The 13,073-nt window shown below is 64.6% G+C and carries 17 protein-coding genes; all 17 read left to right on the top strand.

Features of this window, described 5'->3' with window-relative positions:
* Window positions 1–79: 79 nt before the first annotated feature.
* A complete protein-coding gene (ffh, locus tag BW975_RS03215; protein WP_076530913.1) occupies window positions 80–1,579 on the top strand; it encodes a signal recognition particle protein in 1,500 nt (499 codons plus the stop codon).
* Window positions 1,580–1,664: 85 nt separating this feature from the next.
* On the top strand, window positions 1,665–2,222 hold the full coding sequence (locus BW975_RS03210; protein ID WP_076530911.1) for a GNAT family N-acetyltransferase: 558 nt from the start codon (window positions 1,665–1,667) through the stop codon (window positions 2,220–2,222).
* Complete coding sequence (locus BW975_RS03205) at window positions 2,219–2,791, top strand: GNAT family N-acetyltransferase (protein WP_076530910.1); 573 nt, start codon at window positions 2,219–2,221, stop codon at window positions 2,789–2,791. The genes BW975_RS03210 and BW975_RS03205 overlap by 4 nt, the downstream gene beginning before the upstream one ends.
* On the top strand, window positions 2,788–3,084 hold the full coding sequence (locus BW975_RS03200) for a chorismate mutase (protein WP_076530908.1): 297 nt from the start codon (window positions 2,788–2,790) through the stop codon (window positions 3,082–3,084). The genes BW975_RS03205 and BW975_RS03200 overlap by 4 nt, the downstream gene beginning before the upstream one ends.
* Window positions 3,085–3,120: 36 nt before the next feature.
* On the top strand, window positions 3,121–3,537 hold the full coding sequence (gene rpsP, locus BW975_RS03195) for a 30S ribosomal protein S16 (protein ID WP_076530906.1): 417 nt from the start codon (window positions 3,121–3,123) through the stop codon (window positions 3,535–3,537).
* Between the two features lie 33 nt (window positions 3,538–3,570).
* Window positions 3,571–4,200, top strand: a complete 630-nt coding sequence (gene bluB / locus BW975_RS03190; RefSeq protein WP_076530904.1) for a 5,6-dimethylbenzimidazole synthase — start codon at window positions 3,571–3,573, stop codon at window positions 4,198–4,200.
* Between the two features lie 135 nt (window positions 4,201–4,335).
* On the top strand, window positions 4,336–4,869 hold the full coding sequence (rimM, locus tag BW975_RS03185) for a ribosome maturation factor RimM (protein ID WP_076530902.1): 534 nt from the start codon (window positions 4,336–4,338) through the stop codon (window positions 4,867–4,869).
* A gap of 91 nt (window positions 4,870–4,960) precedes the next feature.
* Window positions 4,961–5,122 carry a DUF1328 family protein gene (locus tag BW975_RS03180; protein ID WP_076530900.1) on the top strand — a complete coding sequence of 54 codons (162 nt, stop codon included), beginning with the start codon at window positions 4,961–4,963 and terminating at the stop codon, window positions 5,120–5,122.
* A gap of 149 nt (window positions 5,123–5,271) precedes the next feature.
* Window positions 5,272–6,090, top strand: coding sequence for a tRNA (guanosine(37)-N1)-methyltransferase TrmD (trmD, locus tag BW975_RS03175; RefSeq protein WP_076530899.1), 819 nt, complete (start codon window positions 5,272–5,274; stop codon window positions 6,088–6,090).
* Between the two features lie 299 nt (window positions 6,091–6,389).
* Entirely contained in the window at window positions 6,390–6,764 is a 375-nt protein-coding gene (gene rplS / locus BW975_RS03170) for a 50S ribosomal protein L19 (RefSeq protein ID WP_076530897.1), read from the top strand.
* An 11-nt stretch (window positions 6,765–6,775) separates the two neighbouring features.
* The gene (gene rpmE / locus BW975_RS03165) at window positions 6,776–6,997 is read left to right on the top strand and encodes a 50S ribosomal protein L31 (RefSeq protein WP_076530896.1); all 222 of its coding nucleotides are present in this window, start codon (window positions 6,776–6,778) and stop codon (window positions 6,995–6,997) included.
* Window positions 6,998–7,082: 85 nt separating this feature from the next.
* Window positions 7,083–7,994, top strand: coding sequence for a fatty acid desaturase (locus tag BW975_RS03160; RefSeq protein WP_244512532.1), 912 nt, complete (start codon window positions 7,083–7,085; stop codon window positions 7,992–7,994).
* A 60-nt stretch (window positions 7,995–8,054) separates the two neighbouring features.
* Window positions 8,055–9,128, top strand: a complete 1,074-nt coding sequence (pheS, locus tag BW975_RS03155; protein ID WP_076530894.1) for a phenylalanine--tRNA ligase subunit alpha — start codon at window positions 8,055–8,057, stop codon at window positions 9,126–9,128.
* Window positions 9,129–9,136: 8 nt separating this feature from the next.
* Window positions 9,137–9,532 carry a hypothetical protein gene (locus BW975_RS17860; RefSeq protein ID WP_139194230.1) on the top strand — a complete coding sequence of 132 codons (396 nt, stop codon included), beginning with the start codon at window positions 9,137–9,139 and terminating at the stop codon, window positions 9,530–9,532.
* Window positions 9,533–9,828: 296 nt separating this feature from the next.
* Window positions 9,829–10,110, top strand: a complete 282-nt coding sequence (locus tag BW975_RS03150) for a YrhK family protein (RefSeq protein WP_076530893.1) — start codon at window positions 9,829–9,831, stop codon at window positions 10,108–10,110.
* Window positions 10,111–10,181: 71 nt separating this feature from the next.
* A complete protein-coding gene (gene pheT / locus BW975_RS03145) occupies window positions 10,182–12,581 on the top strand; it encodes a phenylalanine--tRNA ligase subunit beta (RefSeq protein WP_076530891.1) in 2,400 nt (799 codons plus the stop codon).
* A 17-nt stretch (window positions 12,582–12,598) separates the two neighbouring features.
* Window positions 12,599–13,045, top strand: a complete 447-nt coding sequence (locus tag BW975_RS03140; protein WP_076530890.1) for a YtoQ family protein — start codon at window positions 12,599–12,601, stop codon at window positions 13,043–13,045.
* The last annotated feature ends 28 nt before the right edge of the window (window positions 13,046–13,073 follow it).

Raw genomic sequence — 13,073 nt, 5'->3', positions numbered from 1 at the left:
GGATCGCCCTCCGTCAGCGCGTCTGCGCCCACGGGGGCAAAACTGGTTTGGCACGTGCTTGCGGCAGGAGCGATAAGAGATGTTTGAAAATCTATCCGAACGCCTCTCAGGTGTCTTCGACCGCCTGACCAAGCAAGGCGCGCTCAGCGAAGAGGACGTGAAAACCGCCCTGCGCGAAGTGCGCGTCGCCCTGCTGGAGGCGGACGTGTCGCTGCCCGTGGCGCGCGACTTTGTGAAAAAGGTGCAGGACCAGGCGACCGGCCAGTCGGTGCTGAAATCCATCACGCCGGGCCAGCAGGTCATCAAGATCGTGCACGACGCGCTGATCGACACGCTGCGCGGCGAGGGCGATCCCGGCGCGCTCAAGATCGACAACGCGCCCGCGCCCATCCTGATGGTCGGCCTGCAGGGTTCAGGCAAGACGACGACCACCGCCAAGCTGGCCAAGCGCCTGACCGAGCGCGAGGGCAAGCGCGTGCTGATGGCCTCGCTTGACGTCAATCGCCCCGCCGCGATGGAACAGCTGGCCATTCTGGGCAAGCAGATCGGCGTCGATACGCTCGCTATCGTGCCGGGCGAAGACCCCGTGCAGATCGCCAAGCGGGCCAAGACGCAGGCCAGCCTCGGCGGCTATGACGTCTACATGCTCGACACCGCAGGGCGCCTTCATATCGACGCCGAGTTGATCGCGCAGGCCGCCGCTGTGCGCGACGTGGCAAACCCGCGCGAGACGCTGCTGGTGGTCGATGGCCTGACGGGTCAGGACGCGGTCAACGTCGCGACCGAGTTCGACGACAAGATCGGCGTGACCGGCGTGGTCCTGACCCGCATGGACGGCGACGGGCGTGGCGGCGCCGCGCTCTCGATGCGCGCGGTCACGGGCAAGCCCATCCGCTTCGTCGGCCTGGGCGAGAAGATGGACGCGATCGAGACCTTCGAGGCCGAGCGGATCGCGGGCCGCATCCTTGGCATGGGCGATATCGTCAGCCTCGTCGAGAAGGCGCAGGCCACGATGGAGGCCGAGCAGGCCGAGCGCATGATGAAGCGCTTCCAGAAGGGTCAGTTCAACATGAACGACCTGCGCATGCAGCTGGAGCAGATGCAAAAGATGGGCGGCATGGAGTCGGTCATGGGCATGATGCCCGGCATGGGCAAGATGGCCAAACAGGTGCAAGAGGCGGGCTTCGATGACAAGATCATCGCGCGCCAGATCGCCCTCATCCAGTCGATGACCAAGAAAGAGCGCGCCAATCCGCAGATCCTGCAGGCCAGCCGCAAGAAACGCATCGCCAAGGGCGCGGGCCTTGAGGTCAGCCAGCTCAACCAGCTGCTGAAAATGCACCGCCAGATGGCGGACATGATGAAGAAGATGGGCAAGGGCGGCATGCTGAAACAGGCCATGAAGGGCATGTTCGGCAAGGGCGGCGGCCCCAGCCCCGAAGAATTGCAGGGCATGGACCCCAAGGCGCTCGAGGCGGCGGCCAAGAAGATGGGCGGCGGTATGCCCGGCGGCTTCGGCGGCATGGGCGGCGGTGGCGGTCTTCCCTCGGGTCTGTCGGGTTTCGGCAAAAAGAAGTGATCATGCTTTCATTGTTCCAAAAATACTCCCTCCGGAGGCATCTGGCCTCTGACTCTCACGCCCCCAATACGCTGCGAGTGGACCCATGCTGAACGCTATCCCCCGCCTTGAGACCGAGCGCCTGATCCTGCGCGGCCCTGCCGAGCAGGACATCGAGCCCACAATCGCGTTCCTGATGGATCCCACCCGATCCGAAGGTTTCGGCACCGAGCCCAATCGCAGCCGCGCCTGGCGCTGGTTCGCGATGAATCTGGGCCATTGGGCGCTGCGCGGCTACGGCTATTTCATCATCGAGGACAAGGCATCCAGCCTGCCTTGCGGCCTTGTCGGCATCTGGGCCCCCGAGGGCTGGCCGGAGCCTGAGCTGGGCTATGTCGTCTTCGACGGCTTCGAAGGGCGCGGCATCGCCTACGAAGCAGCCATTCGCGCGCGCGAATGGGCATACACCGATCTGGGGCTGGACAGCCTCGGCTCGCATATCGTGCCCGGCAATGCCCGCTCGATCGCGCTGGCCGAGCGGATGGGCGCGCGCTACGAGCGGACCTACACCAACCCCTACATGGGCGAGGACATGATTTACCGCCACCCCTCCCCCGCCGAGCTGGGCCTCGCCGCCGCGGGCGCAAAGGAGGGGCGCGGATGACCCCGCATCTGGCAGATACCCCGGTGCTGACGACCAAGCGTCTGACCCTGCGCGCCATCGGCCCGCAGGACGTGGAGGCTTGCACGGCATTCATGGCCTCGGACCGCGCCAAGTACATGGGCGGCCCCTACAGCGCGCATGATGCCTGGGTTCAGACCTGCCGCTTTATCGGCGAATGGGTCGTGCGCGGCACCGGGCTTTTCGCCATTTGCCTCAAGGGCTCGGATCAGGCCATCGGCGAGGTCGGCGTTTTTAACGCCGAGGGTTATCCCGAGCCGGAACTGGGTTGGGGTCTTTGGGATCCCGCTCATGAGGGGCGCGGCTACGCCAAGGAGGCTGCGATCGCCGTGCGGGAGCACCTTTATGCGGATATGGGCTGGTACACCGTGGTCAGCTATATTGACCCGGCGAACGCGCCCTCCATCGCCTTGGCCGAGCGTCTGGGATGCACTTTGGACAGCGGCGCGCCTCTGCCCGATTTGCCCGATTGGGGTGGCACGCTGATATACCGCCACCCCGCGCCCGCCGATCTTGGCCTGGGCGCCGGCCACAAGGAGGCGCGCGCATGAGTGCCGATGCCGCAAAAGCCGCACAGCTTCTCAAGGATCACCGCGACAGCATCGACAGGCTGGACGCGATCCTTGTCTACACATTGGGCGAGCGGTTCAAGCACACCCAATCCGTCGGCCGCCTCAAGGCCGAGCATGACCTTCCCCCGTCCGATCCCGCGCGCGAAGCCGCGCAGATCGCACGTCTGGAGGATTTGGCGCATCAGGCCGATCTGGACCCGGAATTCGCCAAGAAGTTCCTGAACTTCATCATCGCTGAAGTCATTCAGCACCACAAACAACACCAATCGTAACCCAATCCACTCTCAAAACCCCAAGGAGACTACCCCATGGCCATGAAAATTCGCCTCGCCCGCGGTGGCAGCAAGAAGCGCCCCCACTATTCCATCGTCGCCGCCGACAGCCGCATGCCGCGCGACGGCCGCTTCATCGAGAAGCTGGGCACCTATAACCCGCTTCTGCCGAAAGACAGCGAAGACCGTGTGAAGATGGACATCGAGCGCATTCAGGCGTGGATCGAGAAGGGCGCGCAGCCGACCGACCGTGTCGCGCGCATGCTCGAAGCCGCCGGCGCACGCCCCAAGACCGAACGCGCCAACATGAAGAAAGCCGTCCCCGGCAAGAAAGCACAGGACCGCGCCGAAGAGCGCGCCGCCAAGGCCGCCGCCCTCGAGGAGGCCAAGAACGCCCCCGCCGAGGAAGCGCCCGCCGCAGAGGCGACCGAAGAGGCCGCCGCCGAAGAGTAAACTCGGCTCAAAACCAGTCGGGAGCGCGCTGGAATGTCTACGTTCACACCGGACTTTCAGGCACGGCTGGCCGATCTGATGCGCTGGCGGCGCGATGTGCGCCGCTTTCGCACGGATCCCGTGGACGAGGCAGTGCTAACGCGCTGCCTCGACGCGTTTTCAATGGCCCCATCCGTGGGCCTGAGCGAGCCTTGGCGCATCGTCGAGGTCGTCAGCGATACGGCCCGCTCCGCCGCCTGCGCCAATTTCGAGGCCGCGAATGCCCGCGCGTTGGCCGGGTACGAGGGCGAGCGCGCACAGATCTACGGCACGCTCAAGCTGTCGGGGATGCGCGACGCGCCGGTGCAGCTCGCCATCTATTGCGACGAGGAGACGGACAAGGGCGCGGGCCTCGGCGCCGGCACCATGCCCGAGATGCGGCGCTATTCGGTCGTCGGTGCGATCTGTCACTACTGGCTGGCCGCGCGGGCGCAAGGTCTCGGCGTCGGGTGGGTGTCCATCCTCGACCCCGCCCGTCTGGCGCGCGATCTGGATGTGCCCGACGGCTGGGATCTGGTCGCCTATCTCTGCATCGGCTGGCCCGAGGCCGACAGCCTGACCCCCGAACTTGAGACCGCCGGGTGGGAAGAGCGCACAGGCGCGCCCGCTCCGCTGCGGCGCTGACGCGGTGCTGCGCAAACCGATTTTCTGGGCGCTCCTCTTTGCCGCGGGCTGGGGCTATGCCAAATATCAACACGCGCTGGATTGCGCCGCCGCGGGCGGCGAAGTGCGGCGCGGCCTTTGCGAAGGAGAAACGCGATGAGCGACGACATTAAGGGCGCCGATGGCGACATGATCTGCATCGGCGCGATTGCCGGCTCTTTCGGGGTGCGCGGCGAGGTGCGGCTTAAGAGCTTTGCCGCCGTGCCCGAAGATATCGCCGCGTACGGGCCTCTGACGCTGGAGGATGGCGCGGCCCATACCGTCACGCTGACCGGCCAGACCAAGGGTGGCTTTACCGCGCGCCTGTCAGACATCCGCACCAAGGAGCAAGCGGATGCCCTGCGCGGCAAGCGCCTGATGATCGCGCGGGCCGCCCTGCCCAGCCTGCCCGATGACGAATACTATCACGCAGATCTGGTTGGCCTTTCGGTGTATGACACCGGCGGCGCGCTTTTGGGCGAGGTCAGGACGGTGCTGAACCACGGCGCGTCGGACCTTTTGGAGATCGCGCGGCCCGGCGCGCCTGAAACGGTGCTGCTGCCCTTCACCCAAGTCTCTGTGCCGACGGTCGATCTGGCCGGGGGCCGTATCGTGGCCGATCCACCCGAGGGGCTTTTTCCGGACGCATGAGAGCGCGTTTGGCACGGGAACCATCGCAGGCGCAGGCGGGTTTGTGAGCCATGGGCCGCATGGCCCGCCCGCCTATCGAAAGGATTGTCTCATGCTGGAATGGATCCTCATTCTACTGGCTATCGCCGCCATCGCCGCCCTTCTGGGGTTCAACCGCCTTTCGGGCCTCGCGCTATCGGGTGCGAAACTATTGATCATCGTCGCCCTCGTATTGTTCCTTCTGGTGCTTTTCGGCGTCATTGCCTTGGCCTGACGCGCCAAGGAAGGTGGCCCCTCAACCCACTATACCGACGGTAGCAGCGCCCCGCGCCACTCTTTGCCGCGGGGCGGCCTGACGCGGTTGGTGCCACGCTCGGTCGTCGCCGCTTGCCAAACTTGCGGGCGCCGGGCTATGGCCTGCGCATGTCGAACCAGACCACGCCACCCGATCGGTCCCATGGCCGCAAATCCGTGACGCTAAGCGCAGCGCCGCGCGATCTGATGTCCGGCCCGCAAAGGCTGGCCCGCGCGTGGCGCGTGCAGGTGATCACGCTGATGCCGCAGGCCTTCCCCGGCATCCTGGGCGAGAGCCTGACGGGCCGCGCCTTGCAGGACGGTCTGTGGGAGCTGGAGACGCATGATCTGCGCGAACACGGCATCGGCAAGCACCGCAATGTCGACGACACGCCCGCAGGGGGCGGCGCGGGCATGGTGCTGCGCGCAGATGTCATGGGCGCCGCCATCGAGGCCGCGCAGGCCAGCGCCGCGCCAGGCAGCCCGTTGATCTATCTCAGCCCGCGAGGTCGCCGCTTTGACCAGCAGATGGCGCGCGATCTGGCGGCGGGGCCGGGGATGACGCTGATTTGCGGGCGGTTCGAGGGTCTGGACGAGCGCGTGATCGCGCATTACGGCGCGATCGAGGTCTCCTTGGGGGATTTCGTGCTGACCGGCGGCGATATCGCCGCGCAGGCGATGATCGACGCCGCGCTGCGCCTGCGCCCCGGTATCCTTGGTAACGAGGCGAGCGCCGTGGAGGAAAGCCACTCCAGCGGCCTTCTGGAGCATCCGCAATACACCCGCCCCGCCGAATGGCAGGGCCGCGTGATCCCCGATGTGCTGACCTCGGGCAATCACGGCGCCATCGCCAAATGGCGCCAGGCCGAGGCCGAGCGCATCACGCAAGAGCGGCGGCCCGATATGTGGCAGCGGTATGAGGCGGCCAGGAAACGGCCCGGCGAGTAAGCGAAGAGATTTGGCCGTTTCGCCCGTCTGCCCCGCCGCACCCTTGCATTGCCCGCGTATCTGCCGTATTGCCCGCGCACCCCGTCTTGGCTTGGCCGAGTCGGGTGCCCTATGGCGTGCGCCTTGCCGGATGATCCTAGCATCCGGGCCAGCCGCGCCGCAGGCAGCACAGATAATGACGATCCGATCTGGGGCGGACTTCTGGGCATCGGCTCAGGGGGATCCGGTCAAGGGCCACCAGCTCTCGGGGCGCGAAACACTTTGCGGACAAAAACCGCAAGCAAACCAGGAGTTCAGCGATGGATATTATCGCTCAGATCGAAGCGGAACAGATTGCCGAGCTTGGCAAGATCATTCCCGATTTCAAGGCCGGCGACACCATTCGCGTCGGCTTCAAGGTGACCGAAGGCACGCGCACCCGCGTTCAGGCCTTCGAGGGCGTCTGCATCAGCCGCAAGAACGGCGAAGGCATCGCCGGCTCGTTCACCGTGCGCAAGATTTCGTTCGGCGAAGGCGTGGAGCGTATGTTCCCGCTCTATTCGACCAACATCGACAGCATCGAGGTGGTTCGCCGTGGCCGCGTCCGCCGCGCCAAGCTGTATTACCTGCGCTCGCGCCGCGGCAAGTCCGCGCGTATCGCAGAGGACACCACCTACAAGCCCAAGAAAGCGTAAGGACCGGTACGATGAAAAAAGACATCCACCCCGATTACCACGAGATCGACGTCAAGATGACCGACGGCACGATCCTAAAAATGCGCTCGACCTACGGCAAGGAAGGCGACCAGCTGTCGCTGGATATCGACCCCACCGTGCACCCGGCCTGGACCGGCAGCTCGGGCCGTTTGATGGACAGCGGCGGCCGCGTGTCGAAGTTCAAGAAGAAGTACGAAGGTCTTGGCTTCTAAGTCTTATCCTTCTTCAGAATTTGCGAGACGCCGCTCCTTCGGGGGCGGCGTTTTTCGTTGCCGCGTGGCGGCTCTGGATCATCCGGTGCACCGCGCCTATATGCCGGTGATGGATCACAAGGCCTTCATATCGCAGCTCTCGCCCGACACGCTTGCCGCACTGAGCGCGGTCGAGAACGCCGCCGGACTGCGCCATCTTGCAGGCCATACGGCGCTGATCGGGGCGCTCGCGCTCTGGATCGCGCTTGGCTGGCCACTGTGGCAGGTGGCCGTGCTGCTGCAGGGCATCGCCATCTGCTTTCTCTTCACGCTGGAGCATGAGACGACGCACAAGACCCCGTTCCGCAATGCGCCCCTGAACGAATGGGTGGGGCGGATTTGCGGCGTGCTGCTCCTCCTGCCTTTCGAGTGGTTTCGGTATTTCCACCTGGCCCACCACCGCCACACCAACGATCCGGACAAGGACCCCGAGTTGCTGTCCGGCATGAAGCCGGAAACGTGGGGCGACTATATCCGCCATGTCTCGGGCCTTCCCTACTGGCTGGGCATGGCACGGGTGACGTGGGACAATGCGCGCGGGCGGATGGATGCGTCCTACATTCCGGGGCGCGCCCGGCCCCGCATCATCCGCGAGGCGCGCGTCATGCTGGCGATTTATGCCGGGGTGCTGGCCAGCCTCGCCTTCACCCCGCTCCTTTTCTGGATCTGGCTCCTGCCTGTGTTGGTGGGCCAGCCGTTCCTACGCCTCTACCTCTTGGCCGAGCACGGGCGCTGTGCCTTCGTGTCCAATATGCTGGAGAACACGCGCACCACCTATACCAACCGGATCGTGCGATTTCTGGCGTGGAACATGCCCTATCACATCGAGCATCACACCCTTCCCAACGTGCCCTTTCACCAGCTGCCCGCACTACATGCGCATATGCAGGGCCATCATGGGGTGACGCAGGCCGGCTATGCCGCCTTCACCGCGGACTACGCGCGCGATCTGCGCTGAGGCTTGCGCGCAAGGGGGATGCGCGGTAACTCGCGGGCATCACAGACGATAGGTGCCCCGATGGACGATCTGCGCGACAAGTATATCAGCCTGATTGCAAATGCCGGCGACGAGGCCGCGCTGGAGGATCTGCGTGTGCAGGCCGTCGGCAAGAAGGGCGAGATCAGCCTCGCCATGCGCGAGCTTGGCAAGATGAGCGCCGAAGAACGGCAGGCTGCCGGTCCCAGGCTGAACGCGCTGAAGGACGAGATCAACAGCGCGCTGGCGGCCAAGAAAGAGGCTCTGGGCGACGCCGCGCTGGACGAGCGTCTGCGCGGCGAATGGTTGGACGTCACGCTACCGGCGCGCGGGCGGCGGCAGGGCACCATCCACCCGATCAGCCAGGTGACCGAGGAAGTGACCGCGATCTTTGCCGACATGGGCTTTGCCGTGGCCGAAGGTCCGCAGATCGAGAGCGACTGGTACAATTTCGACGCGCTGAACATCCCCGGCCACCACCCCGCACGGGCCGAGATGGACACGTTCTATACCCATCGCGGCGAGGGGGACGAGCGCCCGCCGCATGTGCTGCGCACCCACACCTCGCCGGTGCAGATCCGCGCGATGCAGGATCAGGGCGCGCCCATCCGCGTCATCGCTCCCGGCCGCGTCTACCGCGCCGATTACGACATGACGCACACGCCCATGTTCCACCAGATCGAGGGGCTTGCGATCGACCGCGACATCTCGATGGCGAACCTGAAATGGGTGCTGGAAGAGTTCGTGAAGGCCTTCTTCGAGGTCGACGATGTCGAGCTGCGCTTCCGCGCCTCGCATTTCCCCTTCACCGAGCCGTCCGCCGAGGTCGACATCCGCTGCTCTTGGGAAGGCGGGACGTTGAAAGTGGGCGAGGGCGACGACTGGCTGGAGATTTTGGGCAGTGGCATGGTGCACCCCAAGGTGCTCGAGGCCGGGAATATCGATCCGAACGAATGGCAGGGTTTTGCGTTTGGCATGGGGATCGACCGGATCGCGATGCTGAAATACGGGATACCGGATCTGCGGGCGTTTTTTGATTCAGATTTGCGCTGGCTGCGGCATTATGGGTTTGCTGCGCTGGATGTGCCAACGCTGAGAGGTGGGTTGAGTAGGTGAAGCGGGACGTGAAGCTTCAAGAGAAGATTTTACAACGTATTGAAGATCACAAATATGAATGGATATCGTTCCAAACTTTTTGGCGAGGAAGCCACGGATTCACCATAGAAGAAACGCCCGATTGGACTGATAACGAAGCTTTTAATATTCGGATTCTCATTGAAGATGGGCTATTGCAAATTGAAGACGATAAAGATGGGCCTTGGTTAGGCGATGGGTTTGCTGATCCGTATGCCGCTAATCACATAAGAATTACCGGCGACGGGCATAGATGGCTTGAGAGCCGTTCATGGTTTCGGCGGATTGGGCTTAATATTGCATCAAACGTGCCGACAATTTTTGTTTCCGTAGTAATCGCTCTTATTTCAGCTGGACTTCTGAAACTCTTGGGTTTGACAGAATAAAAAAGTGAGAAGCGGCCGTGCTCGCAAAGTGACGACCTAACAAGCCGGACGCGCGCCTGCCCGTAGGGTGGCGCTGCAACGGCTGACCGACGCGCTTTATGCCCGCCACGTCCTTCCAACATCCGAACGGCAGCACCACGGCATCAAAAGCGCCAGCGCGTCACGCCGGAGGCGTGCCGACTATAGTTTCGCACCTTTGATGCGAAGGGACGGGCAGGCGCTCGTCCGGCGCCTTCGACTTGATTCCGGACGAAGGGGCACTTCCTTTAGGCTCAAACCCAAAAAGGAGTCCGCCCATGCGCCTATTCCAGCACCGCAACCGCCAGAACACGGCCGAAAGCCGGCGCATCTATGCCCTCTACGAACTGGCCTACACCATTGTAGATTTTGCCGCCGCCACGGCGTTCCTCATCGGCTCGATCCTCTTCTTCTGGGCCGAGTACGAAACCCAGGCAATCTGGCTATTCGTCATCGGCTCGGTCTGTTTCTGCCTCAAGCCCACCATCCGCCTCGTCCGCGAGATCAAGCTGCTGGAAATGGGCGATACCGAAGACCTCGCGGAGCGGCTCGAGAAGTAAGCGGCCTTTCCCCGCCGCGCCTTCTGCGCTATGCGAAGCCAACGCGAAAACGACCTCACGGATGACAGCACATGAAATTCACGATCTCCTGGCTCAAGGACCATCTCGACACATCGGCCACGGTCGATGAGATCGCCTATGCGCTGACCGATCTGGGCCTCGAAGTGGAGGGCATCACGAACCCCGCCGCGCGGCTGGCGGATTTCACGCTGGGCCATGTCACCCATGCCGAGCCGCATCCCGATGCGGACCGCCTGCGCGTCTGCAAGGTGGCCACCGGCGAGGGCGAGTTGCAGATCATCTGCGGCGCGCCCAACGCGCGCGAGGGGATCACCGTGGTCGTGGCCAAGCCCGGGGTCTATGTGCCCGGCATCGACACCACCATTGGCGTCGGCAAGATCCGCGGCATCGAGAGCTACGGCATGATGTGCTCCGAGCGCGAGATGGAGCTCAGCGACGAGCATGACGGGATCATCGAACTGCCCTCGGGTGAGGTCGGCGAGCGCTATATCGACTGGCTGGCGGTGAATGACCCGGCCAAGGTCGATCCGGTGATCGAGATCGCCATCACGCCCAACCGCCCCGACGCGCTGGGCGTGCGCGGCATCGCCCGCGATCTGGCCGCGCGTGGTCTGGGCAAGCTCAAGGACGCGCCGACCGCGCATGTCGAGGGGCAATTCCCTTGCCCGATCAACGTGACCATCGACGAGGACACGGCCACGAACGGCTGCGAGGTGTTCGCGGGCCGCCTCATTCGCGGCGTCACGAACGGACCCAGCCCCCAGTGGCTGCAGGACCGCCTGCGCGCCATCGGGCTGCGCCCGCGCTCGGCGCTGGTGGATATCACCAATTTCTTCACCTTCGACCGCAACCGTCCGCTGCATGTCTTCGACGCCGCCAAGGTCTCGGGCGATCTGCGCGTCCACCGCGCCAAGGGCGGCGAGACGCTGATCGGTCTGGACGAAAAGGAATATACGTTCAGCGCCGGTCAGGTCGTGATTTCCGACGATAACGGCATCGAGAGCATCGGCGGCATCATGGGCGGGCTGGCCACGGGCTGCACCAGTGAGACGACCGATGTGTTTCTGGAGGCTGCCGTCTGGGACAATGTCCAGATCGCCAGCACGGGTCGCGCACTGAAAATCAATTCCGACGCCCGCTATCGCAACGAGCGCGGGATCGACCCGGCCTTCAACATGGAGGCGGTGGATCTGGCCGCGCAGATGATCATGGATCTTTGCGGCGGCACGCCCTCGAACCTCATCAAGGCGGGCAAGGTTCCGGATGTACGCCGCGCCTACAAGCTGATCCCCGCCAAGGTGCAGTCGCTGGTGGGCATGGACATTCCTGAATCCGAGCAGCGCCAGACGCTCACGGCGCTCGGCTTTCGCCTCGACGGCGATCTGGCATCCGTGCCCAGCTGGCGCCCCGATGTGCTGGGCGAGGCGGATCTGGTCGAGGAGGTGGCGCGCGTCGCGTCCATGACCAAGCTGGAGGGCCGGCCCCTGCCCCGCACACAAGCGGGCGTGCCAGCGCCGATCCTGTCGCCCGCGCAGAAGCGCGAGCAGATCGCACGCCGCACGGCGGCGAGCCTTGGCTACAACGAATGCGTGACCTACAGCTTCATCGACCACGCCAGCGCCACGCTCTTTGGCGGCGGCGACGACGCCACCATGCTGGCCAACCCGATCAGCAGCGAGATGAGCCATATGCGCCCCGCGCTGCTGCCGGGCCTTCTGCAGGCTGCGGCGCGCAACCAGGCGCGCGGCATTTCCGACATGGGGCTCTTCGAGGTCGGCCATGCCTTCCACGGCGGCGAGCCGGGCGAGCAGCATTTGCAGGTGGCGGGTATCCTGATGGGCCGCACCGGACCCAAGGACGTGCATGGCAGCAGCCGCGCCGTCGATCTCTATGACGTCAAGGCCGATGCCGAGGCGATCCTGTCGGCCATCGGCGCGCCCGCCAAGGTGCAGATCCTGCGCGGCGCGCGCGAATGGTGGCATCCGGGCCGTCATGGCATGATCTGCCTCGGTCCCAAGAAGGTGCTGGGCGTCTTTGGCGAGTTGCACCCCAAGGTGCTGCGCGCGATGGGCATCAAGGGCACCGCCATGGCCTTCACGCTCTGGCCCGCCGAGATCCCGCTGCCCCGCAATGCCACGACCAACCGGGGCGCGGCGCAGATGAACGCGTTGCAAGCGGTCGAGCGGGATTTTGCCTTCGTCGTCGATGCGGATGTGGAGGCGCTGACGCTTGTGAATGCCGCCGCCGGAGCCGACAAGGCGCTGATCGAGGATGTGCGCGTTTTCGACGAATTCATTGGCGGCAGCCTCGGCGAAGGGCGCAAGTCGCTGGCCATTACCGTGCGGCTGCAGCCCACCGAGGCGACGCTGAAGGATACCGATATCGAGGCCGTCTCGGCCAAGATCGTCGACAAGGTGGCCAAGGCCACCGGCGGCACCCTGCGCGGCTGAATCAGAGGAGAACCGATATGCTGAACGTTTATCTGAGCGGCGAGATCCACACCGATTGGCGGGACCAGATCGAGAATGGCGCCGCCGATTTGGATGTGCATTTCACCGCCCCCGTCACAGATCACGGCGCCAGTGACGATTGCGGCGTTGCCATTCTGGGCGGCGAGGACAGCAAATTCTGGCACGACCACAAGGGCGCCAAGTTGAACGCGATCCGCACGCGGCAGGCCATCGAGGAGGCCGACATCGTCGTCGTGCGCTTCGGCGACAAGTACAAGCAATGGAATGCGGCCTTCGATGCGGGCTATGCCGCCGCGTTGGGCACGTCGCTCATCATCCTGCAGCCCGAAGAGCATGACCACGCGCTGAAAGAAGTGGACGCCGCCGCGCTTGCCGTCGCGCGCACACCCGAGCAGGTTGTGCACATCCTGCGCTATGTTCTGGAGGGCAAGTTGCCCAAGTAAGGCCCGGCCCGGCATGTGCCGGGCCAGA

It is taken from the genome of Roseovarius nanhaiticus (assembly GCF_900156535.1).
Taxonomy (GTDB): domain Bacteria; phylum Pseudomonadota; class Alphaproteobacteria; order Rhodobacterales; family Rhodobacteraceae; genus Roseovarius; species Roseovarius nanhaiticus.
This window is presented reverse-complemented; position numbering and strand designations above follow the sequence as displayed.

What these genes read in the sequence shown, in the direction of transcription:
- rplS (WP_076530897.1), top strand. Translation starts at nt 6,390, where the DNA reads ATGGATATTATCGCTCAGATCGAAGCGGAACAGATTGCCGAGCTTGGC.
- BW975_RS03210 (WP_076530911.1), top strand. Translation starts at nt 1,665, where the DNA reads ATGCTGAACGCTATCCCCCGCCTTGAGACCGAGCGCCTGATCCTGCGC.
- BW975_RS03140 (WP_076530890.1), top strand. Translation starts at nt 12,599, where the DNA reads ATGCTGAACGTTTATCTGAGCGGCGAGATCCACACCGATTGGCGGGAC.
- ffh (WP_076530913.1), top strand. Translation starts at nt 80, where the DNA reads ATGTTTGAAAATCTATCCGAACGCCTCTCAGGTGTCTTCGACCGCCTG.
- pheT (WP_076530891.1), top strand. Translation starts at nt 10,182, where the DNA reads ATGAAATTCACGATCTCCTGGCTCAAGGACCATCTCGACACATCGGCC.
- rimM (WP_076530902.1), top strand. Translation starts at nt 4,336, where the DNA reads ATGAGCGACGACATTAAGGGCGCCGATGGCGACATGATCTGCATCGGC.
- BW975_RS03180 (WP_076530900.1), top strand. Translation starts at nt 4,961, where the DNA reads ATGCTGGAATGGATCCTCATTCTACTGGCTATCGCCGCCATCGCCGCC.
- rpsP (WP_076530906.1), top strand. Translation starts at nt 3,121, where the DNA reads ATGGCCATGAAAATTCGCCTCGCCCGCGGTGGCAGCAAGAAGCGCCCC.
- BW975_RS03200 (WP_076530908.1), top strand. Translation starts at nt 2,788, where the DNA reads ATGAGTGCCGATGCCGCAAAAGCCGCACAGCTTCTCAAGGATCACCGC.
- BW975_RS03205 (WP_076530910.1), top strand. Translation starts at nt 2,219, where the DNA reads ATGACCCCGCATCTGGCAGATACCCCGGTGCTGACGACCAAGCGTCTG.
- trmD (WP_076530899.1), top strand. Translation starts at nt 5,272, where the DNA reads ATGTCGAACCAGACCACGCCACCCGATCGGTCCCATGGCCGCAAATCC.
- BW975_RS03150 (WP_076530893.1), top strand. Translation starts at nt 9,829, where the DNA reads ATGCGCCTATTCCAGCACCGCAACCGCCAGAACACGGCCGAAAGCCGG.
- pheS (WP_076530894.1), top strand. Translation starts at nt 8,055, where the DNA reads ATGGACGATCTGCGCGACAAGTATATCAGCCTGATTGCAAATGCCGGC.
- rpmE (WP_076530896.1), top strand. Translation starts at nt 6,776, where the DNA reads ATGAAAAAAGACATCCACCCCGATTACCACGAGATCGACGTCAAGATG.
- bluB (WP_076530904.1), top strand. Translation starts at nt 3,571, where the DNA reads ATGTCTACGTTCACACCGGACTTTCAGGCACGGCTGGCCGATCTGATG.